The organism is Actinosynnema sp. NPDC091369, from assembly GCF_044757065.1.
Lineage (GTDB): Bacteria > Actinomycetota > Actinomycetes > Mycobacteriales > Pseudonocardiaceae > Actinosynnema.
Map to the genome: position 1 here is coordinate 24543 of NZ_JBIVUG010000017.1, position 19375 is coordinate 43917.

The 19375-nt window shown below is 72.1% G+C and carries 20 protein-coding genes; 6 read left to right on the forward strand and 14 right to left on the reverse strand.

Features of this window, described 5'->3' with window-relative positions; genetic code table 11:
• Positions 1–49: 49 nt before the first annotated feature.
• From ACIQMJ_RS36965 to ACIQMJ_RS36980, 4 genes are read left to right on the forward strand one after another with little or no spacing between them, the layout of a single operon-like run.
• The gene (locus ACIQMJ_RS36965) at positions 50–1552 is read left to right on the forward strand and encodes an NCS1 family nucleobase:cation symporter-1 (RefSeq protein WP_499765670.1); all 1503 of its coding nucleotides are present in this window, start codon (positions 50–52) and stop codon (positions 1550–1552) included.
• Positions 1549–2391 (forward strand): nitrilase-related carbon-nitrogen hydrolase, encoded by an 843-nt coding sequence (locus tag ACIQMJ_RS36970; RefSeq protein ID WP_499765671.1) that lies wholly within the window; start codon positions 1549–1551, stop codon positions 2389–2391. The genes ACIQMJ_RS36965 and ACIQMJ_RS36970 overlap by 4 nt, the downstream gene beginning before the upstream one ends.
• Complete coding sequence (gene hydA, locus ACIQMJ_RS36975; RefSeq protein WP_499765672.1) at positions 2388–3773, forward strand: dihydropyrimidinase; 1386 nt, start codon at positions 2388–2390, stop codon at positions 3771–3773. Before ACIQMJ_RS36970 ends, hydA begins: the two co-directional genes overlap by 4 nt.
• 9 nt (positions 3774–3782) lie before the next feature.
• Entirely contained in the window at positions 3783–4775 is a 993-nt protein-coding gene (locus tag ACIQMJ_RS36980) for a TIGR03842 family LLM class F420-dependent oxidoreductase (protein ID WP_499765673.1), read from the forward strand.
• Between the two features lie 40 nt (positions 4776–4815).
• Here ACIQMJ_RS36980 and ACIQMJ_RS36985 read toward each other — a convergent pair whose 3' ends face one another.
• Entirely contained in the window at positions 4816–4926 is a 111-nt protein-coding gene (locus tag ACIQMJ_RS36985; RefSeq protein WP_499765674.1) for a DUF397 domain-containing protein, read from the reverse strand.
• Between the two features lie 34 nt (positions 4927–4960).
• Positions 4961–5815: a helix-turn-helix domain-containing protein gene (locus ACIQMJ_RS36990; RefSeq protein WP_499765675.1), complete on the reverse strand. Its 855-nt coding sequence runs from the start codon at positions 5813–5815 to the stop codon at positions 4961–4963.
• A gap of 161 nt (positions 5816–5976) precedes the next feature.
• Between ACIQMJ_RS36990 and ACIQMJ_RS36995 the strand changes: the two genes are divergently transcribed.
• On the forward strand, positions 5977–6495 hold the full coding sequence (locus tag ACIQMJ_RS36995; protein ID WP_499765676.1) for a DUF4240 domain-containing protein: 519 nt from the start codon (positions 5977–5979) through the stop codon (positions 6493–6495).
• Between the two features lie 17 nt (positions 6496–6512).
• Positions 6513–6887 carry a PH domain-containing protein gene (locus ACIQMJ_RS37000; protein ID WP_053714859.1) on the forward strand — a complete coding sequence of 125 codons (375 nt, stop codon included), beginning with the start codon at positions 6513–6515 and terminating at the stop codon, positions 6885–6887.
• Between the two features lie 26 nt (positions 6888–6913).
• Here the strand turns inward: ACIQMJ_RS37000 and ACIQMJ_RS37005 are convergent, their stop codons facing one another.
• The 12 genes from ACIQMJ_RS37005 to ACIQMJ_RS37060 all read right to left on the reverse strand — a co-directional run bounded on the left by ACIQMJ_RS37005 (position 6914) and on the right by ACIQMJ_RS37060 (position 19140).
• Positions 6914–9193 (reverse strand): RCC1 domain-containing protein, encoded by a 2280-nt coding sequence (locus ACIQMJ_RS37005; RefSeq protein ID WP_499765677.1) that lies wholly within the window; start codon positions 9191–9193, stop codon positions 6914–6916.
• Between the two features lie 101 nt (positions 9194–9294).
• Entirely contained in the window at positions 9295–9639 is a 345-nt protein-coding gene (locus ACIQMJ_RS37010; RefSeq protein ID WP_499765678.1) for a hypothetical protein, read from the reverse strand.
• Positions 9636–10613 carry an NUDIX hydrolase gene (locus ACIQMJ_RS37015; RefSeq protein WP_499765679.1) on the reverse strand — a complete coding sequence of 326 codons (978 nt, stop codon included), beginning with the start codon at positions 10611–10613 and terminating at the stop codon, positions 9636–9638. The genes ACIQMJ_RS37010 and ACIQMJ_RS37015 overlap by 4 nt, the downstream gene beginning before the upstream one ends.
• Positions 10610–11731, reverse strand: coding sequence for a glycosyltransferase family 4 protein (locus ACIQMJ_RS37020; protein ID WP_499765680.1), 1122 nt, complete (start codon positions 11729–11731; stop codon positions 10610–10612). The genes ACIQMJ_RS37015 and ACIQMJ_RS37020 overlap by 4 nt, the downstream gene beginning before the upstream one ends.
• Positions 11728–12675 carry a phosphatidylinositol mannoside acyltransferase gene (locus tag ACIQMJ_RS37025; protein WP_499765681.1) on the reverse strand — a complete coding sequence of 316 codons (948 nt, stop codon included), beginning with the start codon at positions 12673–12675 and terminating at the stop codon, positions 11728–11730. Before ACIQMJ_RS37025 ends, ACIQMJ_RS37020 begins: the two co-directional genes overlap by 4 nt.
• Positions 12672–13280 (reverse strand): phosphatidylinositol phosphate synthase, encoded by a 609-nt coding sequence (pgsA, locus tag ACIQMJ_RS37030; RefSeq protein WP_499765682.1) that lies wholly within the window; start codon positions 13278–13280, stop codon positions 12672–12674. The genes ACIQMJ_RS37025 and pgsA overlap by 4 nt, the downstream gene beginning before the upstream one ends.
• Before the next feature lie 60 nt (positions 13281–13340).
• Positions 13341–14180, reverse strand: a complete 840-nt coding sequence (locus ACIQMJ_RS37035; RefSeq protein WP_499765683.1) for a helix-turn-helix domain-containing protein — start codon at positions 14178–14180, stop codon at positions 13341–13343.
• Between the two features lie 209 nt (positions 14181–14389).
• Positions 14390–15091: an anti-sigma factor family protein gene (locus ACIQMJ_RS37040; RefSeq protein ID WP_499765684.1), complete on the reverse strand. Its 702-nt coding sequence runs from the start codon at positions 15089–15091 to the stop codon at positions 14390–14392.
• On the reverse strand, positions 15088–15582 hold the full coding sequence (locus ACIQMJ_RS37045; protein ID WP_499765685.1) for a sigma-70 family RNA polymerase sigma factor: 495 nt from the start codon (positions 15580–15582) through the stop codon (positions 15088–15090). The genes ACIQMJ_RS37040 and ACIQMJ_RS37045 overlap by 4 nt, the downstream gene beginning before the upstream one ends.
• 30 nt (positions 15583–15612) lie before the next feature.
• Positions 15613–16416: an enoyl-CoA hydratase-related protein gene (locus ACIQMJ_RS37050; RefSeq protein ID WP_499765686.1), complete on the reverse strand. Its 804-nt coding sequence runs from the start codon at positions 16414–16416 to the stop codon at positions 15613–15615.
• A 10-nt stretch (positions 16417–16426) separates the two neighbouring features.
• Positions 16427–17641, reverse strand: a complete 1215-nt coding sequence (locus tag ACIQMJ_RS37055; protein ID WP_499765687.1) for an FNR domain-containing protein — start codon at positions 17639–17641, stop codon at positions 16427–16429.
• Positions 17638–19140, reverse strand: a complete 1503-nt coding sequence (locus tag ACIQMJ_RS37060) for an amino acid adenylation domain-containing protein (protein ID WP_499765688.1) — start codon at positions 19138–19140, stop codon at positions 17638–17640. The genes ACIQMJ_RS37055 and ACIQMJ_RS37060 overlap by 4 nt, the downstream gene beginning before the upstream one ends.
• Positions 19141–19375 lie beyond the last annotated feature (235 nt).

Below are 19375 nucleotides of genomic sequence, written 5' to 3' on the forward strand. Positions count from 1 at the left end.
GAACCGCCCGCACGAAGGGTGTTCCACGAGCGTAACAGGGAAGTGACCGATGGCCCTTGACTCCGCAACCCAGGTCACAGCCGATCCCGACGGCCGCGTCGAGCTGCGTGATCATTCGGCGATCGCGGGCAGCCCGCACTACAACCCCGACCTGGCTCCGGTGCCGCTGGAGCGGCGCACCTGGTCCACGTACAACTTCTTCGCGCTGTGGATGGGCATGGCGCACAACATCCCGAGCTACACGTTGGCGGCGTCGCTGGTGGCGCTCGGGATGGACTGGGTGCAGGCGTTCCTGACCATCACCCTGGGCAACCTGATCGTGCTGGTCCCGATGCTGCTCAACAGCCACGCGGGCACGAAGTACGGCATCCCGTTCCCGGTGTTCGCCCGCGCGTTCTACGGCGTGCGGGGCGCGAACCTGGTGGCGCTGCTGCGGGCGTTCATCGCGTGCGCGTGGTTCGGCATCCAGACCTGGGTCGGCGGCAAGGCGCTGCACGTGATCGTGGGCCGGCTGGCGGGCGACGGGTGGGTGCACGCGCCGGTCGTGCTGGGCCAGGTGTGGACGCTGTGGCTGTGCTTCCTGGCGTTCTGGGTGGTGCAGATGCTGATCATCTGGCGCGGCATGGAGGCGATCCGCCGGTTCGAGAACTGGACCGCGCCGCTGGTCAGCGTCGGCTTCCTGGTCCTGCTCGGGTACGTGGCGGTGAAGGCGGGCGGGTTCGGCCCGATCCTGTCGGAGCCGTCGAAGCTCGGCTGGGGCGCGGACTTCTGGAAGGTGTTCTTCCCGTCGCTGATGGGCATGATCGCGTTCTGGTCGACGCTGTCGCTGAACATGCCGGACTTCACCCGGTTCGGCGGCAGCCAGCGCAAGCAGGTCGTCGGCCAGCTCCTGGGCCTGCCCACCACGATGTCGTTCATCGCGATCGTGGCCATCCTGACCACGTCCGGCGCGAGGGCGCTGTACGGCGAGGACATCTGGGACCCGGCGGAGCTGGCGAGCCGGTTCGACAGCACCGCGGTGGTCCTGGTGGCGCTGGTGGCGCTGGTGCTGGCGACGGTGTCGGCGAACCTCGCGGCGAACGTGGTGAGCCCGTCCTACGACTTCTCCAACGCCTTCCCGAAGCGGATCACGTTCGCGGTGGGCGGCCTGATCACCGGCGTGATCGGCATCGTGATCCAGCCGTGGCGGCTGATCTCCGACCCCGGCATCTACATCTTCGCCTGGCTGGGCTTCTACGGCGGGCTGCTGGCGTCCGTGGCGGGCGTGTTCGTCGCCGGCTACTGGGTGCTGGCCAAGACCCGCCTGGAACTGCCCGACCTGTACCTGGCCGGGCGGGGCGCGTACTGGTTCACGGCGGGCTGGAACTGGCGGGCGGTCGTCGCCACGCTGGTGGGCTCGGTGCTCGCGGTCGGCGGCGCGTACAACGGGCCGTTCCCGGCCGACGGCCTGATCCCGCTCCTCAAACCGCTCTACGACTACAACTGGGTCGTCGGCCTGGTCGGCGGCATGCTCGTCTACCTGGCGCTGGCGCCACGGAGGGAGAACGCGTGAGCAACGTCATCCGAGCCGGTCTGGTGCAGCAGAAGTGGACCGGCGACAAGGAGTCGATGATCGCGAACGCGGTCGAGGCGGTCCGCTCCGCCGCGTCGCAGGGCGCGCAGGTGGTGTGCCTTCAGGAGTTGTTCTACGGGCCGTACTTCTGCCAGGTGCAGGACGCGGACTACTACTCCTACACCGAGGGCATCCCCGACGGGCCGACCACCGAGCTCATGTGCGAGCTGGCCGGGCAGCTCGGCGTGGTCCTCGTCGTGCCGATGTACGAGGAGGAGCAGCCGGGCGTCTACTACAACACCGCCGCGGTGATCGACGCCGACGGCACGTACCTCGGCAAGCACCGCAAGAACCACATCCCGCAGGTCAAGGGATTCTGGGAGAAGTTCTACTTCAAGCCCGGCAACCTCGGCTACCCGGTGTTCGACACCGCGGTGGGCAAGGTCGGCGTCTACATCTGCTACGAGCGGCACTTCCCGGAGGGCTGGCGGGCGCTCGGGCTGAACGGCGCGCAGATCGTGTTCAACCCCTCGGCGACCAGCCGGGGCCTGTCGGAGTACCTGTGGCGGCTGGAGCAGACCGCGGCGGCCGTGGCCAACGAGTACTACGTCGGCACGATCAACCGGGTCGGCGTGGAGCCGTTGGGCGACAACGAGTTCTACGGCCAGTCCTACTTCGCCGACCCGCGCGGGCAGCTCGTGGGTGAGGCGGCCTCCGACACGGAGGAGGAGATCGTGGTCCGCGACCTCGACATGGACCTGCTGGCCGAGGTGCGCGACCTGTGGGCGTTCTACCGCGACCGCCGCCCCGACACCTACGAGGGCCTGGTGAAGCCGTGAGCACGCTGATCAAGGGCGGCACGGTGGTCAACGCCACCGGCGCCGTCGCGGCCGACGTGCTGGTGGACGGCGAGAAGATCGTCGCGCTGCTCGCGCCGGGCTTCCCGGTGCAGGCGGACGCGGCGATCGACGCCACCGGCAAGTACGTGATCCCCGGCGGCATCGACGCGCACACCCACATGGAGATGCCGTTCGGCGGCACGTTCTCCGCCGACACGTTCGAGACCGGCACGATCGCCGCCGCGTGGGGCGGCACGACCACGATCATCGACTTCGCCGTGCAGCCCAAGGGTTCCTCGCTGCTGTCCACCCTGGACAAGTGGCACGCCAAGGCGGACGGCCGGTGCGCGGTGGACTACGGGTTCCACATGATCGTCTCCGACGTCACGGACACGTCGCTGAAGGAGATGGAGTCCTGCATCGACGCGGGCGTGAACACGTTCAAGATGTTCATGGCCTACCCCGGCGTCTTCTACGCCACCGACGGGGAGATCCTGCGCGCGATGCAGAAGGCCCGCGAGACCGGCGCGACGATCATGATGCACGCGGAGAACGGCATCGCGATCGACCAGCTGGTCGCGCAAGCGCTCGCGCAGGGCCGCACGGACCCCGTCGAGCACGGCCTGACCCGGCCCGCCGAGCTGGAGGGCGAGGCCACCTCGCGCGCCATCACGCTGGCCAAGGTCACCGGGTCGCCGCTCTACATCGTGCACCTGTCCGCCGCGCAGGCGCTGGACGCGGTGACGAAGGCGCGCGACACGGGGCAGAACGTGTTCGCCGAGACGTGCCCGCAGTACCTGTACCTGTCGCTGGAGGACCTGGCGAAGCCGGACTTCGAGGGCTCGAAGTACGTCGCCTCTCCCCCGCTGCGCCCCAAGGAGCACCAGTCCGAGCTGTGGCGCGGCCTGCGCACCAACGACCTGTCGGTGGTGTCGACCGACCACTGCCCGTTCTGCTTCAAGGACCAGAAGGAGCTGGGCCGCGGCGACTTCTCCAAGATCCCCAACGGGATGCCGGGCGTCGAGCACCGGATGGACCTGCTGCACCAGGGCGTGGTCAAGGGCGAGATCACGCTGGAGCGCTGGGTGGAGATCTGCTCCACCACGCCCGCGCGCATGTTCGGCCTGCACCCCCGCAAGGGCGTCATCGCGCCCGGCGCGGACGCCGATGTCGTGGTGTACGACCCGGAGGCGCGCCAGGTCATCTCCGCGGCCACGCACCACATGAACGTCGACTACTCGGCGTACGAGGGCATGGAGATCACCGGCAAGGTCGACACGGTGCTCTCGCGCGGCCGGGTGGTGGTGGACGCGGGCGGGTTCCACGGCGCGGCCGGGCACGGGAAGTTCCTGGCCCGCGAGCTGAACCAGTACCTGGTGTAGGGGGCGGACGTGGACTTCGGGGTAGTGCTCCAGACCGACCCGCCCGCGCGGGACGTGGTGGCCGGCATGAAGGCCGCCGAGGACAACGGGTTCCGCTACGGCTGGACGTTCGACTCGGTCGTGCTGTGGCAGGAGCCGTTCGTCATCTACTCGCAGGTGCTGGCGGCGACGAAGGACCTGGTCGTCGGCCCGATGGTGACCAACCCGAGCACGCGGGACTGGTCGGTGACCGCGTCGTTGTTCGCCACGCTGAACGACATGTTCGGCAACCGCACGGTGTGCGGCATCGGGCGCGGCGACTCGGCGCGGCGGGTGATCGGGCAGCAACCCGCCTCGCTGGCCACCCTGAGCCGGGCCATGACGGTGATCAAGGAGCTGGCCGAGGGGCGGGAGGTCGAGCACCACGGCACGCCGGTGCGCATCCCCTGGGTGCGTGACGGTCGGTTGGAGGTGTGGATGGCCGCCTACGGGCCCAAGGCCCTGAAGCTGGTCGGCGAGCAGGCGGACGGGTTCATCCTCCAGACCGCGGACGTGGACATCGCGCGGTGGACCATCGGGAGCGTGCGCGAGGCGGCCGTCGCCGCGGGCCGCGACCCGTCGGCGATCACGATGTGCGTGGCCGCGCCCGCGTACGTGGGCACGGACCTGCCGCACCAGCGCGACCAGCTGCGCTGGTTCGGCGGGATGGTCGGCAACCACGTGGCCGACCTGGTCGCCCGGTACGGCGACTCGGGCGTGGTGCCCGCCGCGCTGACCGACTACATCAAGGACCGCGAGGGCTACGACTACGCGCACCACGGCAAGGCGGGCAACCGGTCGACGGACTTCGTGCCGGACTCGATCGTGGACCGGTTCTGCCTGGTCGGACCGGCGAGCGCGCACGTGGACCGGTTGCAGGAGCTGCGGGAGGTCGGCGTGGACAACTTCGCGCTGTACCTGATGCACGACGACAAGGACAAGACGCTCGCGTCCTACGGCAACGAGGTGATCGGCCGGGTGTGACTCCGACGCCGGTTCCCGCCACGCCGGGAACCGGCGCCGATCACCGCCTGCTGATGAAGGCGCGCCAGGCGGCCGGAGTGAAAGCCAGCCGTGGCTCGATGTTCTTGGAGTCCCGCACGCCGACGACCTCCTGGGCGAACGCCACCTCCACGCACTCGGTATTGCCTCCCTGGCTGTAGCTGCTCTTACGCCACTGCCTCGCTTCCAGCACGCTGTTCCTCCCGCAGTCGGTCGTAGCGATCCGCCCACTCGGCGAACACCGACCGCGATTGTTCCTCACTCAACGCCACCCGGTCGAGGTCATTGCATGCTCGCTCGAACTGGGCAGTGGTCTCGGGCTCGTCCGAGACCACGGACAGCGGCCCGAGTTCGACGTACGACACTGGCGGGTGATCGGCGAAACTCATGAAGGTGAACGCGGCAGTCAGCGATCGGGGCAGTTGGTCCGCGAAGGTCACCAGCCGCACGCCACCACGGAACAGCAGTTGCAACAACTGCTCGTACATCACCTGCGGACCGCCCACCACGTGGTGCAGCACGGATTCGAGGACGAAGAAGTGCCCCGCGGGCGGCCGAGGCCGCTCGAAGATCCGTTGGCGGGCCATCCGCTCGGCGACGCCGTGCTCGAAGTCGGGGCAACCGATCAGTGCGGCGGCGTAGTCCGCGGTCTGGAGCAGTCCTGGGATAGCGGTGATCTGATACGACCAGATGACCTCGGCCGTCTGCTCGTGCAGGAGGAGCGCGCGCAGGCTGTCGGGCATCGCGATCCGGTGCGGCCGGACGAGGTGGCCCGTGTTCCGCTCCTCGGCCAACTCCATGATGTGGTCGTAGGTGGCCTGGTCGGACCGCAGGTGGCCGACGTAGCGGGCGATGTCCAGCGGGCTCGTGCCGCGCAGGCCGCGTTCCACCTTCGAGATCCGGGCCTGCGACCACCCCAGCTCCTCGGCCAGGTCCCCGAACCTCACCGTCGACCGGCGGCGGGCCTGGCGGAGGGCATCGCCCAGCTCGCGGCTGAGCGCGTTCGACGCGCGTGACTCCATGTGGGCACGCTAGGGCGTCTGACCAGCAGGTTCCAGCCACGACGCGGGGTTTCAGCCCAAGAGGTCAGGGCGGTACCGCCGGGCAACGGTGCAACCGATCGAGGGACTTCGCCGGCGGGGGAGCGCCCGGACTTGTCGGACCTCGTTGCTACGTTCGCCGCATGATCCTGCCGACCGATACCGAAGAGTCCCGTTTCTGGGCGATGCTGGAAGACGCGTGGGCCTCGCTCGGCCCCGGGCCGAACGAGGTGCGCCGGGCGTTGGCCAAGCGCGACGTGACCGAGGACGCCTTCGAGGAGGCCGCCGAGCTGGAGGAGCACCTGCCGTCCGTGCTGCGGGCGCTCGCGGCGGCGTCGGCGGACCTCTCCGCCGAGGAGCTGACCGCGCTGGACCGGGTCGCCGAGCGCAAGCTGTACGACATCGACCGGGCGGACGTCCAGGCCGTCACCGACGGCTCCGACGACGGCTTCCTGTACGCGCGCGGCTTCGTCCTGGCACTCGGCCGAGAGTTCTACGAGGCCGTGGCCCGCGATCCCCGGGTGGCCGTGGTCGACGCCGAGTGCGAGGAGTTCTGCTACTTCTTCGCCCGGGTGCACGAGGCGCGGTTCGGGGGTTACCCGGAGACGGGGTCGGGGATCTCCCGGGAATCGGTGTCGAACCCGGCGGGCTGGCCGCGGTAGGGCGTACCGTCGGTGGCGTGATCGACTTCGAGAAGCAGTCCGTCTTCAAGCTGGCGCCGTGCCGGCCCGAGGACATCGCGTCGCAGGTGTCGCCGATCCTGATCCAGGGCGAGCAGATCGTGTCGAGCTTCAAGACGGTGCGGGACTTCGTGGTGTTCACCAACAAGCGGGTGATCGCGGTGAACGTCCAGGGCATGACCGGCCGCAAGAAGGACTTCACGTCGCTGCCCTACAGCCGGGTGCAGGCGTTCTCGATCGAGACGGCCGGCACGTTCGACATGGACGCCGAGCTCGACCTGTGGTTCAGCGGCCTGGGTCAGGTCCGGCTGGAGTTCAAGGGTCACGCCGACGTGCGGCTGCTCGGGCAGATGATCGCGACGTTCATCCTCTGACGGCCGCCCGGTCGTGCCGGCGGACCTCAGCCCGGCACGACCGCGAACTTCCCGGGCAGGCCGGAGGCCAGGCCGGACACGCCGCTGACGAGGGTCCGCACCGGCACGCTCGCCCGGCAGTCCTGCTGGTACGGCAGCTCGTCGCACCCGCCCGTCGTGCCGTTGCCCAGTTCCCCGCTGCGAGCGTTGCGGCCCCACGCCCACACCGAGCCGTCCGCCGTGCGCGCCAGCGTCGTGCCGGCCCCACTGCTGATCCCGACGACCCCGGTCACCCCGGTGACCTGCACCGGCACGCCGACGGCGCACAGGTGGACCGGCTCGGCGCACGGCGCGTCGGTGCCCAGCTCACCCCAGTAGTTGTCGCCCCAAGCCCACACCCGGCCATCGGCGGTGACGGCGTACCCGACCTCGACGCCGGCCGCGATCGACACGACGTCGGCCGGCCCGGTCACCCGCGCGGGGAGGACGTTGTCCCCCAGCGGTGCGCCCGTGCCGGCCTCGCCCCGGTGGTTCCACCCCCAGGACCACACCGTGCCGTCCGAGCGCAGCGCGTAGGCCATCCGCCCGCCGGAGGCCGCGGCGATCGTGGTGAACGTGGTGCCCGACGGCTGCGGCAGCGGCACCCGGCGCGGCGTGCCCGCCCAGCAGAAGCCGCTGTCCGGGCAGGTCCCGCCGCCCAGGCCGCCCCAGAGGTCATCGCCCCAGGCCCACACCGTGCCGTCGGACTTGAGCGCGTAGGTCGCCTGGTTCAGCGCGGCGATCGCCGTCACGCCCGTGAGTCCGCCCACCCGCACCGGGACGGCCGAGTCGGTGAAGCCGTCGTGCCCGAGCCGGCCGTTCGCCGCCGAACCCCACGCCCACACGGTGCCGTCGGACTTCAGCGCGTACCCGGCGGCGATCGCGGTCACGCCGGTCAGCCCGGAGACCCGCAGCGGCACGGTCGACTCGCCGCCGACGGCGCCGGTCCCGAGCGCCCCGACGCCGTTCGCGCCCCAGGCCCACACCGTGCCGTCGGACTTGAGCGCGTAGGCGGTGCCGATGCCGGTGGCCACGGCGGTGACCCCGGACAGCCAGGGACGGCGGGACGGTGTCGCGCCGTACCGCAGGTCACCGCCCCAGGCGTACAGGCAGTCGGCCGTGCACGGCGGCGGCGTCGCGAAGAAACCCACCAGGTCCACGACCAGGTCGGCCGAGCCCGCGTTGTTGTACAGCGTGATCCGCGCGTCGTCGCCGAGCGGGACCACCGCGCCGTTGGCCGTGTCCCGGCCGGGCGTCAGGTTCAGGTTCGACGCGGTCGGCCGGTCGGAGCCGGCGCGGTACGCCGAGACGTGCGTGGTCGCGGTGACGTTGGTGCCGGTCAGGTTCACCACCGCGGCCGCGGCGGAGGTCGGGATCCGGTCGGAGAGCTCGACGTCCCTCGTTCCGCCCGCGCCCAGCGGCCCGCCGGAGGCGCGGGTGTCCGTGACGCGGATCGGCGGCACGGGGAAGAACCGGTGACCGTGGTCTTCCGCGTAGTAGCCGGCCACGTCCACGATCAGGTGCGTGTCCCCCGCGTGGTTGTAGAGCGCGATCCGCCGGTTCGCACCCAGGGCGATCGTCACCAGGTTCGGGCTCGTCTGCCCGGGCTCCAGGTTCAGGTTCGACACCACCGGCCGGGACCCGCCGGACGGGTACGCGATCACGTGCGTCGACGCGGTGGGCTCCGTGCCGGTCAGGGTGAACGTCACGGCCGTGGCCGACGCCGGCACGTGCGCCGCCAGGTCCACCTCGCGCGTCGAGCCCGGACCGACCGCCGTGGACGTGCGGGTGTCCAGGACCCGGGTCGGCGGCGTCGTGGTGAACCGCGACGCGACGTCGGTGGTGTAGTAGCCCGCCAGGTCCACCACCAGGTGCACCGCGCCCGCGTTGTTGTACAGGTAGAGCGTCCGCTGAGCGCGAGGCAGCGCGGTGGTGACCAGGTTGGCCCTGGTCTCGCCGACGCCGAGGTTCAGGCTGGAGTGGGCGGGGTGGTGGTACCGCTCCGCGGAGACCTTGACGTGGGTGGCCGCCGACGGTTCCGTGCCGGTCAGGGTGAACACCACCGCGGTGGCCGACGCCGGCACGTGCGCCGCCAGGTCGAGGATCACCTCGTCCTGGACGGGGCCCACGCCGCCCCCGGTGCCGTCACGGCTGTCCAGCACCCGCCGCGGCGTCATCGGGACGAACGTCGCGCCCTCGTCGGCGGCCACCGAGGAGCCACGCGGCTCGGCCGGTGCCACACCGGGGTGCACCCCGGAAGCGACCAGCGCGCACACCAGAACCGCCACAAGCCGACGCACGATCTGCCCCCACGTTCCCGTTGATCCGGATGACCATAGATCGCGGGGATCCCGGAAGCGAGACCTCTGCCGATCGCGTGACCGGCCGGTCACGCCTCGTGCGGCGGGGAGTTCCACGCCTGGAGGAACACCTCGCGCGGGATCGGCTTGACCGGGTCCTCGTCGGGGTCGATCGGTTCGTCGGTGAGGCCGCCGAACGCGTCCTCCAGCCGCCGCCACGAGTTGCGGTGCGCGCCGCCCGCCGAGGGAAGCTCGACCTGCCGGATCGCGATCAGCTCGCCCTCGTGCTCCACGGTCTCGTACAGCGCCCGCGCGCCCTCGTCGACCCAGCCCTCGACGTCGACGAACTCGAAGTACGCGCGCGGCCGGTCCGACTCCTCCAGGGCGCGGTAGAACGACACGACGTCGTCCATCCCGCTCGAGATCCCGATCATCGGACCGAACGGGTCGTGCCGTCCCACCCGGCGGACGCGCCGGGCAGCAGTTCGGCCAGTTGGACCGGGTACACGGTCGCGTCGGTCGACGCGAGCTCCTCCACCGACCACCACCTGTGCCCGCGGATCGTGCGCTGCTCGATCTCGTTGAACCGCGACGTGTCCACTTCGACCGCCTCCACCCTCCCGATGAAGAACCACTCGACCGCCGCGTAGTTCAACCCGTCGAAGGCGAACACGGCGTGCCTCTTCCACACCGGACCCACCAGCTCGTCGCCGGAGACCTCCAGACCGGTCTCCTCGTGCAGCTCCCGCACCGCCGCGGCCCGGACGTCCTCCCCCGGCTCCACCCCGCCGCCGACGGTGAACCAGAACAGCTCGTCCGGTCGGGTCGGGTCGAAGCCCTCGAACAACAGCACCCGGTCCTCGGCGTCCAGCAGCACGACCCGCGCCGACACGCGCTGGGTCAACGCGGACGCCTCGACGTCGCCGCCGGGTTCGGCGATCTCGAAGTAGGACGGCGTGGGCGCGGTGCCCGCGAGCCGCAGCCACCGCACGGACCGCCGCCGGCGCAGCGCCAGCGTGTCGCGCACGGCGTCGTTGTGCACGCGCCGGGCCAGCACCACCCGCTGCTCGGCGTCGGACAGCTCGGCCGCCAGCTCGGGCTCCAGCACCGACCGGTCCAGCCCCTCCAGCAGCGCCGAGAGCCGGTTCTCCGCCGCCTCCCGGTCCGACCGCGCCGACCGCTCGGCCCGGTCCGCGGCCGCCCGCAGGTCGGGCTTGCCGCACACCGCGGCCACCGCCCGCGTCACCACGGCGCGCCGCGCCAGGGCCGCGTCGAGCGCCGCCCAGGCCGCGTCCGTGCGCACGTGCAGCCGGTCCAGCCGGTTGGCCGTGCCGAGCGTCCACGGCCCGACGAGCACGGCCACCGCCAGCAGCACCAGGAACGTCGTCGCGACGCCGGAACTGGTCACGCCTCACCCACCCGCCGGGGGTTCGCCGCCATGGCGCTCTCGTACACCCGCAGCACCTGGTTCGCGACCACCGACCAGTCGAACATCATCACCCGCTGCCGCGCCGCGTCCACGTAGTCGGCCCGCCGCGCGGGGTCGGTCAGCAGCTCGCGCAACGCCCCGGCCAGCGCGGACTGGTCGCCGACCGGGGTCAGCACGCCCGCCTTGCCGTCGTCGAGCACCCGCCGGAACGCGTCGAGGTCGCTGGCCAGCACGGCCGCGCCCGCCGACATCGCCTCGGTCAGGATGATCCCGAAGCTCTCGCCGCCGGTGTTGGGCGCGCAGTAGACGTCCACGCTGCGCAACGCGCGCGCTTTCGTCTCGTCGTCCACCATGCCGAGGAACACCATCCGAGAGGCCAGCTCCGGCCCCGCCTGCTTGCGCAGCTCGTCGGCGTCGCCGCGCCCGACGACCAGCAGCCGCACGTCCGGCAGGTCGAGCTCGCGGAACGCGTCGAGCAGCACCGGCATGCCCTTGCGCGGCTCGGTGAACCGGCCGACGAACCCGACCGTGCCGCCGGGGCGCGGGTAGCCGTCCAGCGGCGCGGCGTCGGCGAAGAACCCGACGTCCACCCCGTTGGGGATCTCCACCGCGTCGCCGCCCAGGTGCTCCACCTGCACCCGGCGGGCCAGCGCGGACACCGCGATGCGGGCGGTGATCTTCTCCAGGAACGGCTGGAGCACCGCCTGGAACGCCGACAGCATCTTCGACCGCGGCGTGGAGGTGTGGAAGGTCGCCACGATCGGCCCGTCGGCCACCATCAGCGCCAGCATCGACAGCGACGGCGCGGTCGGCTCGTGCAGGTGCAGCACGTCGAAGTCGTGCTCGGCGATCCACCGGCGGACCCGGGCGAACGACACCGGGCCGAACGACAGCCGGGCCACCGAGCCGTTGTAGGGGATGCCGACCGCGCGGCCGGCCGAGGTGACGAACTCCGGCACCGGCGTGTCGTCGTCGGCGGGCGCCAGCACGTCCACCTCGTGCCCGAGGCCGCGCAGGGCGCGGGCCAGGTCGACCACGTGCGCCTGCACTCCCCCCGGCACCTCGAAGGAGTACGGGCAGACGATGCCGACCTTCACGCGGATTCCCCCCGGCGGGCCAGCACCCGGCGCAGCGCCTTCTGCCTGCTCTCCGGCAGGTCGGCCAGCCACAGCTGCTGCATCATGTGCCAGTCGGTGGGGTGCGCGGCGATGTCGGCGGCGAACACGTCGGCGATCTGCTGGGTCGCCGTGGGCACGCTCGCCGTGCCGGGGACGCGGATCGGCGGGTGCAGGCGGATCACCCAGCCGTCCTCGGTGAACCACAGGCCGGCCGGGATCAGCGCGGCACCGGTGGTCGCGGCCAGGTGCGCGGGACCGGCGGGCATCAGGGTGCGCTCGCCGAAGAACGTCACGGGCACGCCGCCCGCGGTGAGGTCGCGGTCGGCGAGCAGGCAGACGACCTGGTTCGCGCGCAACCGCTCGGCGAGCACGAGCGCCGGGTTGCGGTCGCCGCCGGTCAGCGGCACCACCTCGAAGCCGAGGCTCTCCCGGAACGCGATGAACCGCCGGTACAGCGACTCGGGCTTGAGCCGCTCGGCGACGGTGGTGAACGTGCCGCAGTGCCCGACCAGCCAGACGCCCGCCATGTCCCAGTTGCCGCAGTGCGGCAGCGCGATGACCGCGCCCCGGCCCTCGTTCAGCGCCGCGTCCAGGTTCTCGACGCCGGTCATCGTGCGGTCCAGCTCGGCGTAGAGCTCCTTCTGGTCCAGCGACGGCATCCGGAACGCCTCGCGCCAGTACCGCGCGTACGAGCGCACGGCCAGCCGCACCAGCTCGTCCAGCTCGGCCTCGCCCGCCTGCGGCACGACCCGCCGCAGGTTCGACCGCAGCTGCCGCACCCCGCCGCCGCCGCGCTTCGCGGCCCGGTCGGCGACCGCGTCGAACAGCGCCCGCGCCACCTTCTCCGGCAGCAGCCGCACCAGGCGCCACCCGGCCGCGTAGCCGAAGTCGGCCAGACCGCCCTTGAGGTCCCGAGACTTCACTTCCCGAGCTCCTTCGCGGCGCGGCTCACGGCCAGGATGCGCTGGAGCACGGTGATCGTCACCAGCGCGGCCAGCAGGTACAGCGCCACCGGCAGGATGTAGGGCACGCCCAGCCCGTGCAGGCCCACGCCGACCAGCGCCACGATGAACCGCTCGGCGCGCTCGGCCAGCCCGCCGTCGGCGGAGAGCCCGGACGCCTCGGCGCGGGCCTTCACGTACGAGGTGACCTGCGCGCCGACCAGCGACACCAGGGTCGCCGCGGCCAGGCCGTGCTCGTCCGCGCCGAACGCCCACCAGGCGATGGCGGCGAACAGCGCGCCGTCGGCGATCCGGTCGCAGCTCGCGTCCAGCACGGCGCCGAACTTCGTGCCGCCGCCCTGCGCGCGGGCCATTGCGCCGTCGATCAGGTCGAACAGCACGAACGCGGTGACCAGCGCGGCGCCGGTGAACAGCTGCCCGCGCGGGATGAACCACAGCGAGGCGGCGACGGAACCGACGGTGCCCAGCACCGTGACGGCGTTCGGGGTGAGGCCGCGGCGCAGCAGCCACGCCCCGATCGGATCGGTGACGCGCGAAACCGACGCGCGGGCGAAGATGTTCAGCATGGGGTGGCGGGGCACCTACCGATGGGGACGACGTGGTCCCCGGCAGCCTAACCGCCCAGCTCAGCCGAGCTTGCGGTGGTCCCTGGAGATCTGCTCCAGCAGGTCTTCCAGCGCGTCGCCGCGCACCGCCAGCCGTTCGAGCCGGCCGAACAGGCCCAGGTACTCGCGCACGTCGTGCGGGTCGGTGATGGTCGCGTTGCCGGTCAGCACGCTCAACGTCACCACCCGTTCGTCGTAGACCTGGAACCCGTGCAGGGCGACCAGGTTCGCGTCCGCGGTCCACGGCACCACGCCGAGCTGCACGTTTGGTCTTCGGACGATCTGCACGAGGTGGTCGATCTGCTCGCACATCAGGTCCGCCGAGCCCATGCGCCAGCGCAGCGCGCTCTCCGCGAGGAGGAAGACGAACCGCTTGCCCAGGTCGTCCATGCGGGCGCGGCGGGCACGCAGGGTGGCGATCGCGGTGTCCTGCTCGTGAGGCGGTGTCGTGTTCAGCACGACCCGCAGGTAGTTCTCGCTCTGCAACAGCGCGGGCACACCCGCGTTCTGGAAGAAGCGGCTGGTGGTGGCACGGGCCTCGATGCGGGCCACGGTCTGCTGGTGCCGATGCGCCCCCCGGTGCAGCACCACGCGGCGGGTCTCCGCCTCGGCGTGCAACTGACGGGCCAACTCCACCAGCTCGACCCTGGTCTCCCTGGTCGCGGACAGCTCGGCGACCAGGCGCTCCACGTCGGTCACGGACGGGAGGAGCATGCCGTTCTCTATCTTCGACAGCTTGGACTGGCTCATCCCGGTAGCGCGCGCCGTGGCCGTGCCGGTCATCTTGGCCTCGGTGCGCAGCCTTCGTAACTCGCGCGAGAGCCGTTCTCGGGCCAGCCGCGAACGCTCAGGTGCGGTCATGCAACGCACCGTATCGACGCCTCACCCCTCTTGACGATCGGCCAGGAAGGTGTCTGCGTCCGTGTCCGGCGTCCGCACAGGTGATCTGGAACACGTATCCGGCCCTCTCGGGCGGGCGCACGTGCAGCAGGACGTGCAGGTGCTCTTGCAGCAGGTCCCGGGCCTGCGGTTGCGCGCGTCACGACGGCCGGGCGGCACCCGGCGGGCGGTCAGAGGGTGACCCGGAGCAGGACCAGGTCGTTCTGCACCAATCTGATCTCGATGCCCGTGATGTCGGCCCGCGGCAGCTCGGTCGTGGCGGTCGGTCGGGTGGTGGAGCCGGGACCGGCGGTCCAGGTCGCGATCCGCGCCGCCGTGCCGTCGGCCGCCACCACGTGCAGGGCGTAGGCGAAGACGGGCGGCGGCGGGCCGTCCGGCACCGCGTAGGAGCACAGCACCTCGATCCGGGTGCCCCACGGCTCGTCCACCAGCCGCACGCTGGCCGTCACCGGGCTGGGCAGGGTCTGGTGCAGCGCCACGTCCGGCGCGGGCGGCGGCGCGGCGGACGTGGCGGCGGGGGCGGCCGGCCGCACGGTCAGCGCGACCGCCGCCCCCAGGAACGCCGCCACGACCAGCGCCGCGGCCACCAGGACCCGGGCACGCCACCGGCGCGACCGCTCCGCCGCGACCAGCCCGGTGAGCAGCGCGGGCGGCGGCTCGTCGGCCTCCGCCCCCGGCTCCAGCAGGTCCAGCGCGCGGTCGCGGGGCACCACCGAGAGGATGCCGGGCACGCCGGCGAAGGACGCCACGTCCCCCGAGCACTCCGGGCACCCGGCCAGGTGCTGCTCGAACTCCCGCCGTTCGCCGGGCGACAGCGAACCCAGGACGTACGCGGCACCCCAGTCCCGGTACGGATCGACGGGCGAGCTCACCGTCCGGTGACCCCTTTCTCCTCCAGCGCCAGCCGCAGCGCCCGCAGACCGTAGTGCAGCCGGGACTTCACGGTCCCCTCCGGCAGGTCCAGCGCGACGGCCAGCTCGGCTACCGACTGGCCCATGTAGTACGCACGCACGATCACCGTGCGGTGCTCCGGCGTCAACTGGGTGAGCACGTCGGCCACCAACCAGGCGTCCAGCGCCGCGTCGCTGTGGTCGGACCGCGCCCGCTCGGGCAGCCGCTCCGACCCGACCTCCCAGCGGGCGCGGGCGCTGCGCCGCTCGTCGATCACCACGTTGCGCGCCACCGTGTAGAGCCACGCGCGCGCCGCCGCGGCGCCCTGGTCGAGCACCTTGGGGTTGCGCCACGCCCGCAGCAGCGCTTCCTGCACCACGTCGCGGGACAGCTCGTCGTCCCCGGTCAGCCGGCGCACGTACCGCCACAGCGCGGGCGCGTGCTCGTCGTGGAGGGAGCGCAGCAGGGCCATGTGACTGTCGTTGATCGCGCACCTCCTCGGCTAGTCGTGGAGCAGCGGTTCCCTCGCGGGGAACGCGGGCCGCCGCTTGGCGAGGAACGCCGCCGTGCCCTCGCGCATGTCCTCGGTGGTGAACGCCTCGCGGAACGCGTCCAGCTCGAACGCCAGCCCGGCGGCGACGGTCGTGCCCCGGGCGGCGTTCACCGCGACCTTGGCCAGCGCCACCGCCGTGGCCGAGTTGCCCGCGACCCGGCCGAGCACCGCGCGTGCGGCGGCCAGCATCCCATCGCGGTCGTCGAACACCGCCGTGACGAGACCGAGCCGCAACGCCTCCGGCGCGTCGACGTGCCGACCGGTGTAGATCAGCTCCCGCGCGACCGCCGGGCCGACCAGCCGCTGGAGCCGGACGCACCCGCCGAACCCCGGGATCAGGCCGAGCACCACCTCCGGCTGGCCGAACACCGAACGGCGGGTCGCGTAGGCGAAGTCGCACGCCAGCACCAGTTCGCAGCCACCGCCGAGCGCGTAGCCGTCCACGCACGCCACGACCGGGCACGGCACCTCCTCCAGCAGCCGGGTGACGCGCTGCCCGAGCGTCCCGAACCGCGCGCCCTCCTCCGGCGTCATCGCGGCCATCTCGCGGATGTCCGCGCCCGCCACGAACGCCGGGCCGGGCGCTCCGGTGAGGACGATCCCGCGCGGCGCCGGACCGGCGACGACACCGGACAGGAAGTGGTCGAGCTCGGCCAGCACGCGGCCGGACAGCGCGTTGCGCGCGGCCGGCCGGGACACGGTGACCGCCGTGACGCCGTCTTGTTCGTCGATGAGCAGGGTCGAGTAGTCCACGCCGGTCTCCTCACGAGTCCCAGATGGCGCCGAACGCGGGCACGCCCCGCGCTTCCAGCTCCTCCACGACGTGCCAGGTCGTCTTCTTGTTCGAGATGCAGATCACCGCTTCGGCGTCGAACTCGCGGTGCGCGCGCAGCGCCAGCTCGACCAGGTCGGGCTTGCCGTCGCGGACGGTGTCCCAGACCAGGGCGTCCGGCTGCACGGCCTCGATCTCGTCCACCAGCTCGTCGCCGTAGGTCTCGCGGGGCGTGCGGGTCGACCACACCAGGCGCGCCGGCGTCTCCCCCGACAGCAGGTGGGGCAGGCACGGCCCGATGCCGCTGCCGGTCGCCACCCACACCACCCGGGTGAACAACCGGTCGATGTTGCCGACCCCGGCCGTGGGCACGCCCTTGACCCACAGGTGGGTCGGCCGGTCGTCGATCAGCGAGCCGGTCCAGTCGCCCGCGCGGGAGATCGTGAGCCGGAACCCGGCGCGTCCGGGCGTCGGCACGTTCGCGAACGAGTGCCACTCCAGCAGCGGGTGGCGGCTCACCGCGGTCGACGACCCGGCGAACGGCGTCACGCCGTAGTCGAACGACACCAGGGCGACGTGCCGCGACGGGCGGGTGATCCGCACCGGCACGCGACGCAGCCGCGTCCACGGCAGCACCACGCTCGCCACCACCAGCAGGAGCGACCAGAACCCGGTCGAGCCGACGAAACCGGGCTGCCGCGCCGAGTCCGCGGCGAACAGGGCGAGCACGGTCCAGCCCGCGAAGCGGTGCACGCGCTCGAACACGTCGTGCCGCCGTGCGCGCAGGTTCGGCAGGGCGGTGACGACCATCGCGGCCATCAGGGCGAGGACCGTCCACGTCAGCGGGTCGTCGCGGACCGCGGCCAGCGCCGCGAACCAGGCGGTGGCGCACAGGGCGGCGCCGACGTGCAGCCCGCCGAAGTGGTAGACCTTGCCCAACGTCCAGCGCACCCGCAGCGGCCACGACGTGGGCGCGCTCGTCGCGAGCCGGAACAGCAGGTTGATCACGTGCTGCTGGCGGACCAGCACGGCCAGGGCCACGTTGACCACGACCAGGTCCGCGAGCGCTTGCGCGTCGTCCACGCCGAACGCCGCGACCGCGTTGGCCCCGACGACCACCGCGGCGAGCCGGTTGTGGTGGGTGAACGGGCGCCTGCGCAACCTGAGCCGCAACGCCGACGGGGTGTCGGTGCGCGTGGTGGTCATGCGACCGGCACCAGCGACGACAGCGCGGCCCGGTCCACCTTGCCGCGTTCGGTCAACGGCAGCTCGTCCACCGCGACGACCAGTGACGGCACGCAGTAGTAGGGCAGGGCGCGTGCGACGGCGTCCGCGGCCTCACGGACGTCGACGGTGGCGGGGCTGACGAAGCCGACCAGCCTGCCGTCGTGCAGGGCGGTCGTGGCGCGGGTGCAGCCGTCGGTCGTCTCCAGGGCGGAGGTGACGGCGTCCAGCTCGACCCGGAAGCCGCGCACCTTCACCTGGTCGTCGGTGCGGCCGTGGTGCTCCAGCTCGCCCTCCGGCGTCCAGCGGCCCAGGTCGCGGGTGCGGAACATGAGGTGGTCGCCGCCGAGGAACGGGTCGGGGCGGTAGCGCTGCGCGGTCAGCACGTCGTTGCCGAGGTAGCCCGCCGTGACGCAGGCGCCGCCCGCCCACAGCTCGCCGACCTCGCCGATCCGGCACGGCCGCAGGTTTTCGTCGAGCACGTAGACGGTGGTGTTCGGGACCGGGCGGCCGATGGTCAGCCGGCCCGTCGCCGGGTCGTAGCGCTGCACGGTGTTGACGATGGTGACTTCCGTGGGGCCGCAGGCGTTGTGGAACGCGGCGCGCGCGGACCACGCGTCGGCCAGGGGTTTCGGGCAGCGTTCCCCGGCGACGGCGACCACGCGGACGTCGGGGCACCCGAGGGGGTCCACAGTGGACAGCACGCCGGGTGTGGCGATGAGGACGGTGGCGGTCCTGGCCGCGGCGGCGATGTCCCGGCCGCGCAGGACGGCCGTGGCGCCGTGGGCGAGCGCGCCGAACAGCTCCCACACCGCCATGTCGAAGGCGATGTTGAGCAGGTGCGCGACCCGGTCGCCCGGTTGGACGCCCAGGTTCCCGGGCGCGGTGAGCAGAACGTTGCACAGGTTGGCGTGGGTGACCCGGACGCCGTTGGGCACGCCGGTCGTGCCGGAGGTGAAGATGACGACGGCGGTGTCGCCCTCGGCCGCGTCGGGCGGGTCGGCGCGGCGGTCCGGGAGCGCGTCGACGGCGAGGACGGTCGGCGCGGCCAGCCCCGGGGCGTGCTCGGTGGTGGTGAGGACGACGGTGATGTCCGCGGTGCGGATCACGTGGGCCAGGTGGGGTTCCGGGGTGATGCGGACGTCCTGCGGCACGTAGGCCGCGCCCACCTTCAGCACGCCCAGGATGGCGACGACCATGTGGATCGAGCGGGATAAGAAGACGCCGACGTGATCACCGGGGCGCACGCCCGCGTCGAGCAGCGCGGCGGCGACGACGTTCGCGCGGTGGTCGAGTTCGCCGTAGGTCAGGCAGCGGCCCTCGTGCTCGACGGCCCGCGCGTGCGGCGACCGTGCGGCGTGGGCCTCGAAGGCGTGGTGGATGCGGTGGAACGGCGGGGTGGCGCTCGGACCCCGGCCGAAGCGCAGGAACAGCGGGCGGTCACGCGGGGGCAAGCCGCGCACCGCGGTGGGCTCGGTCATGGCCGTCACAGGGTGTGCACCTCTCGTCAGCCGGGCGTCATCACCCGGTCTGAACGAGACAGCCCCACCGTCCGTTCAACGAGACGCGAAAAAAGTTGAACCTTCCCCCACCGCGAGAGTCCTACCTCCAGACGCCGAGAGTCCTACGTTCAGGACCCCTGAATTCAACGCTCAGGCACGTGCGCCGCATGTCCGAGTGTTGAATTCAGGGGTCGCGAACGTAGGACTCTCGCGA

What these genes read in the sequence shown, in the direction of transcription:
- ACIQMJ_RS36965 (WP_499765670.1), top strand. Translation starts at nt 50, where the DNA reads ATGGCCCTTGACTCCGCAACCCAGGTCACAGCCGATCCCGACGGCCGC.
- ACIQMJ_RS36990 (WP_499765675.1), bottom strand. Translation starts at nt 5,815, where the DNA reads ATGGAGTCACGCGCGTCGAACGCGCTCAGCCGCGAGCTGGGCGATGCC.
- ACIQMJ_RS36995 (WP_499765676.1), top strand. Translation starts at nt 5,977, where the DNA reads ATGATCCTGCCGACCGATACCGAAGAGTCCCGTTTCTGGGCGATGCTG.
- ACIQMJ_RS37010 (WP_499765678.1), bottom strand. Translation starts at nt 9,639, where the DNA reads ATGATCGGGATCTCGAGCGGGATGGACGACGTCGTGTCGTTCTACCGC.
- pgsA (WP_499765682.1), bottom strand. Translation starts at nt 13,280, where the DNA reads ATGCTGAACATCTTCGCCCGCGCGTCGGTTTCGCGCGTCACCGATCCG.
- ACIQMJ_RS37035 (WP_499765683.1), bottom strand. Translation starts at nt 14,180, where the DNA reads ATGACCGCACCTGAGCGTTCGCGGCTGGCCCGAGAACGGCTCTCGCGC.
- ACIQMJ_RS37045 (WP_499765685.1), bottom strand. Translation starts at nt 15,582, where the DNA reads ATGGCCCTGCTGCGCTCCCTCCACGACGAGCACGCGCCCGCGCTGTGG.
- ACIQMJ_RS37055 (WP_499765687.1), bottom strand. Translation starts at nt 17,641, where the DNA reads ATGACCACCACGCGCACCGACACCCCGTCGGCGTTGCGGCTCAGGTTG.
- ACIQMJ_RS37060 (WP_499765688.1), bottom strand. Translation starts at nt 19,140, where the DNA reads ATGACCGAGCCCACCGCGGTGCGCGGCTTGCCCCCGCGTGACCGCCCG.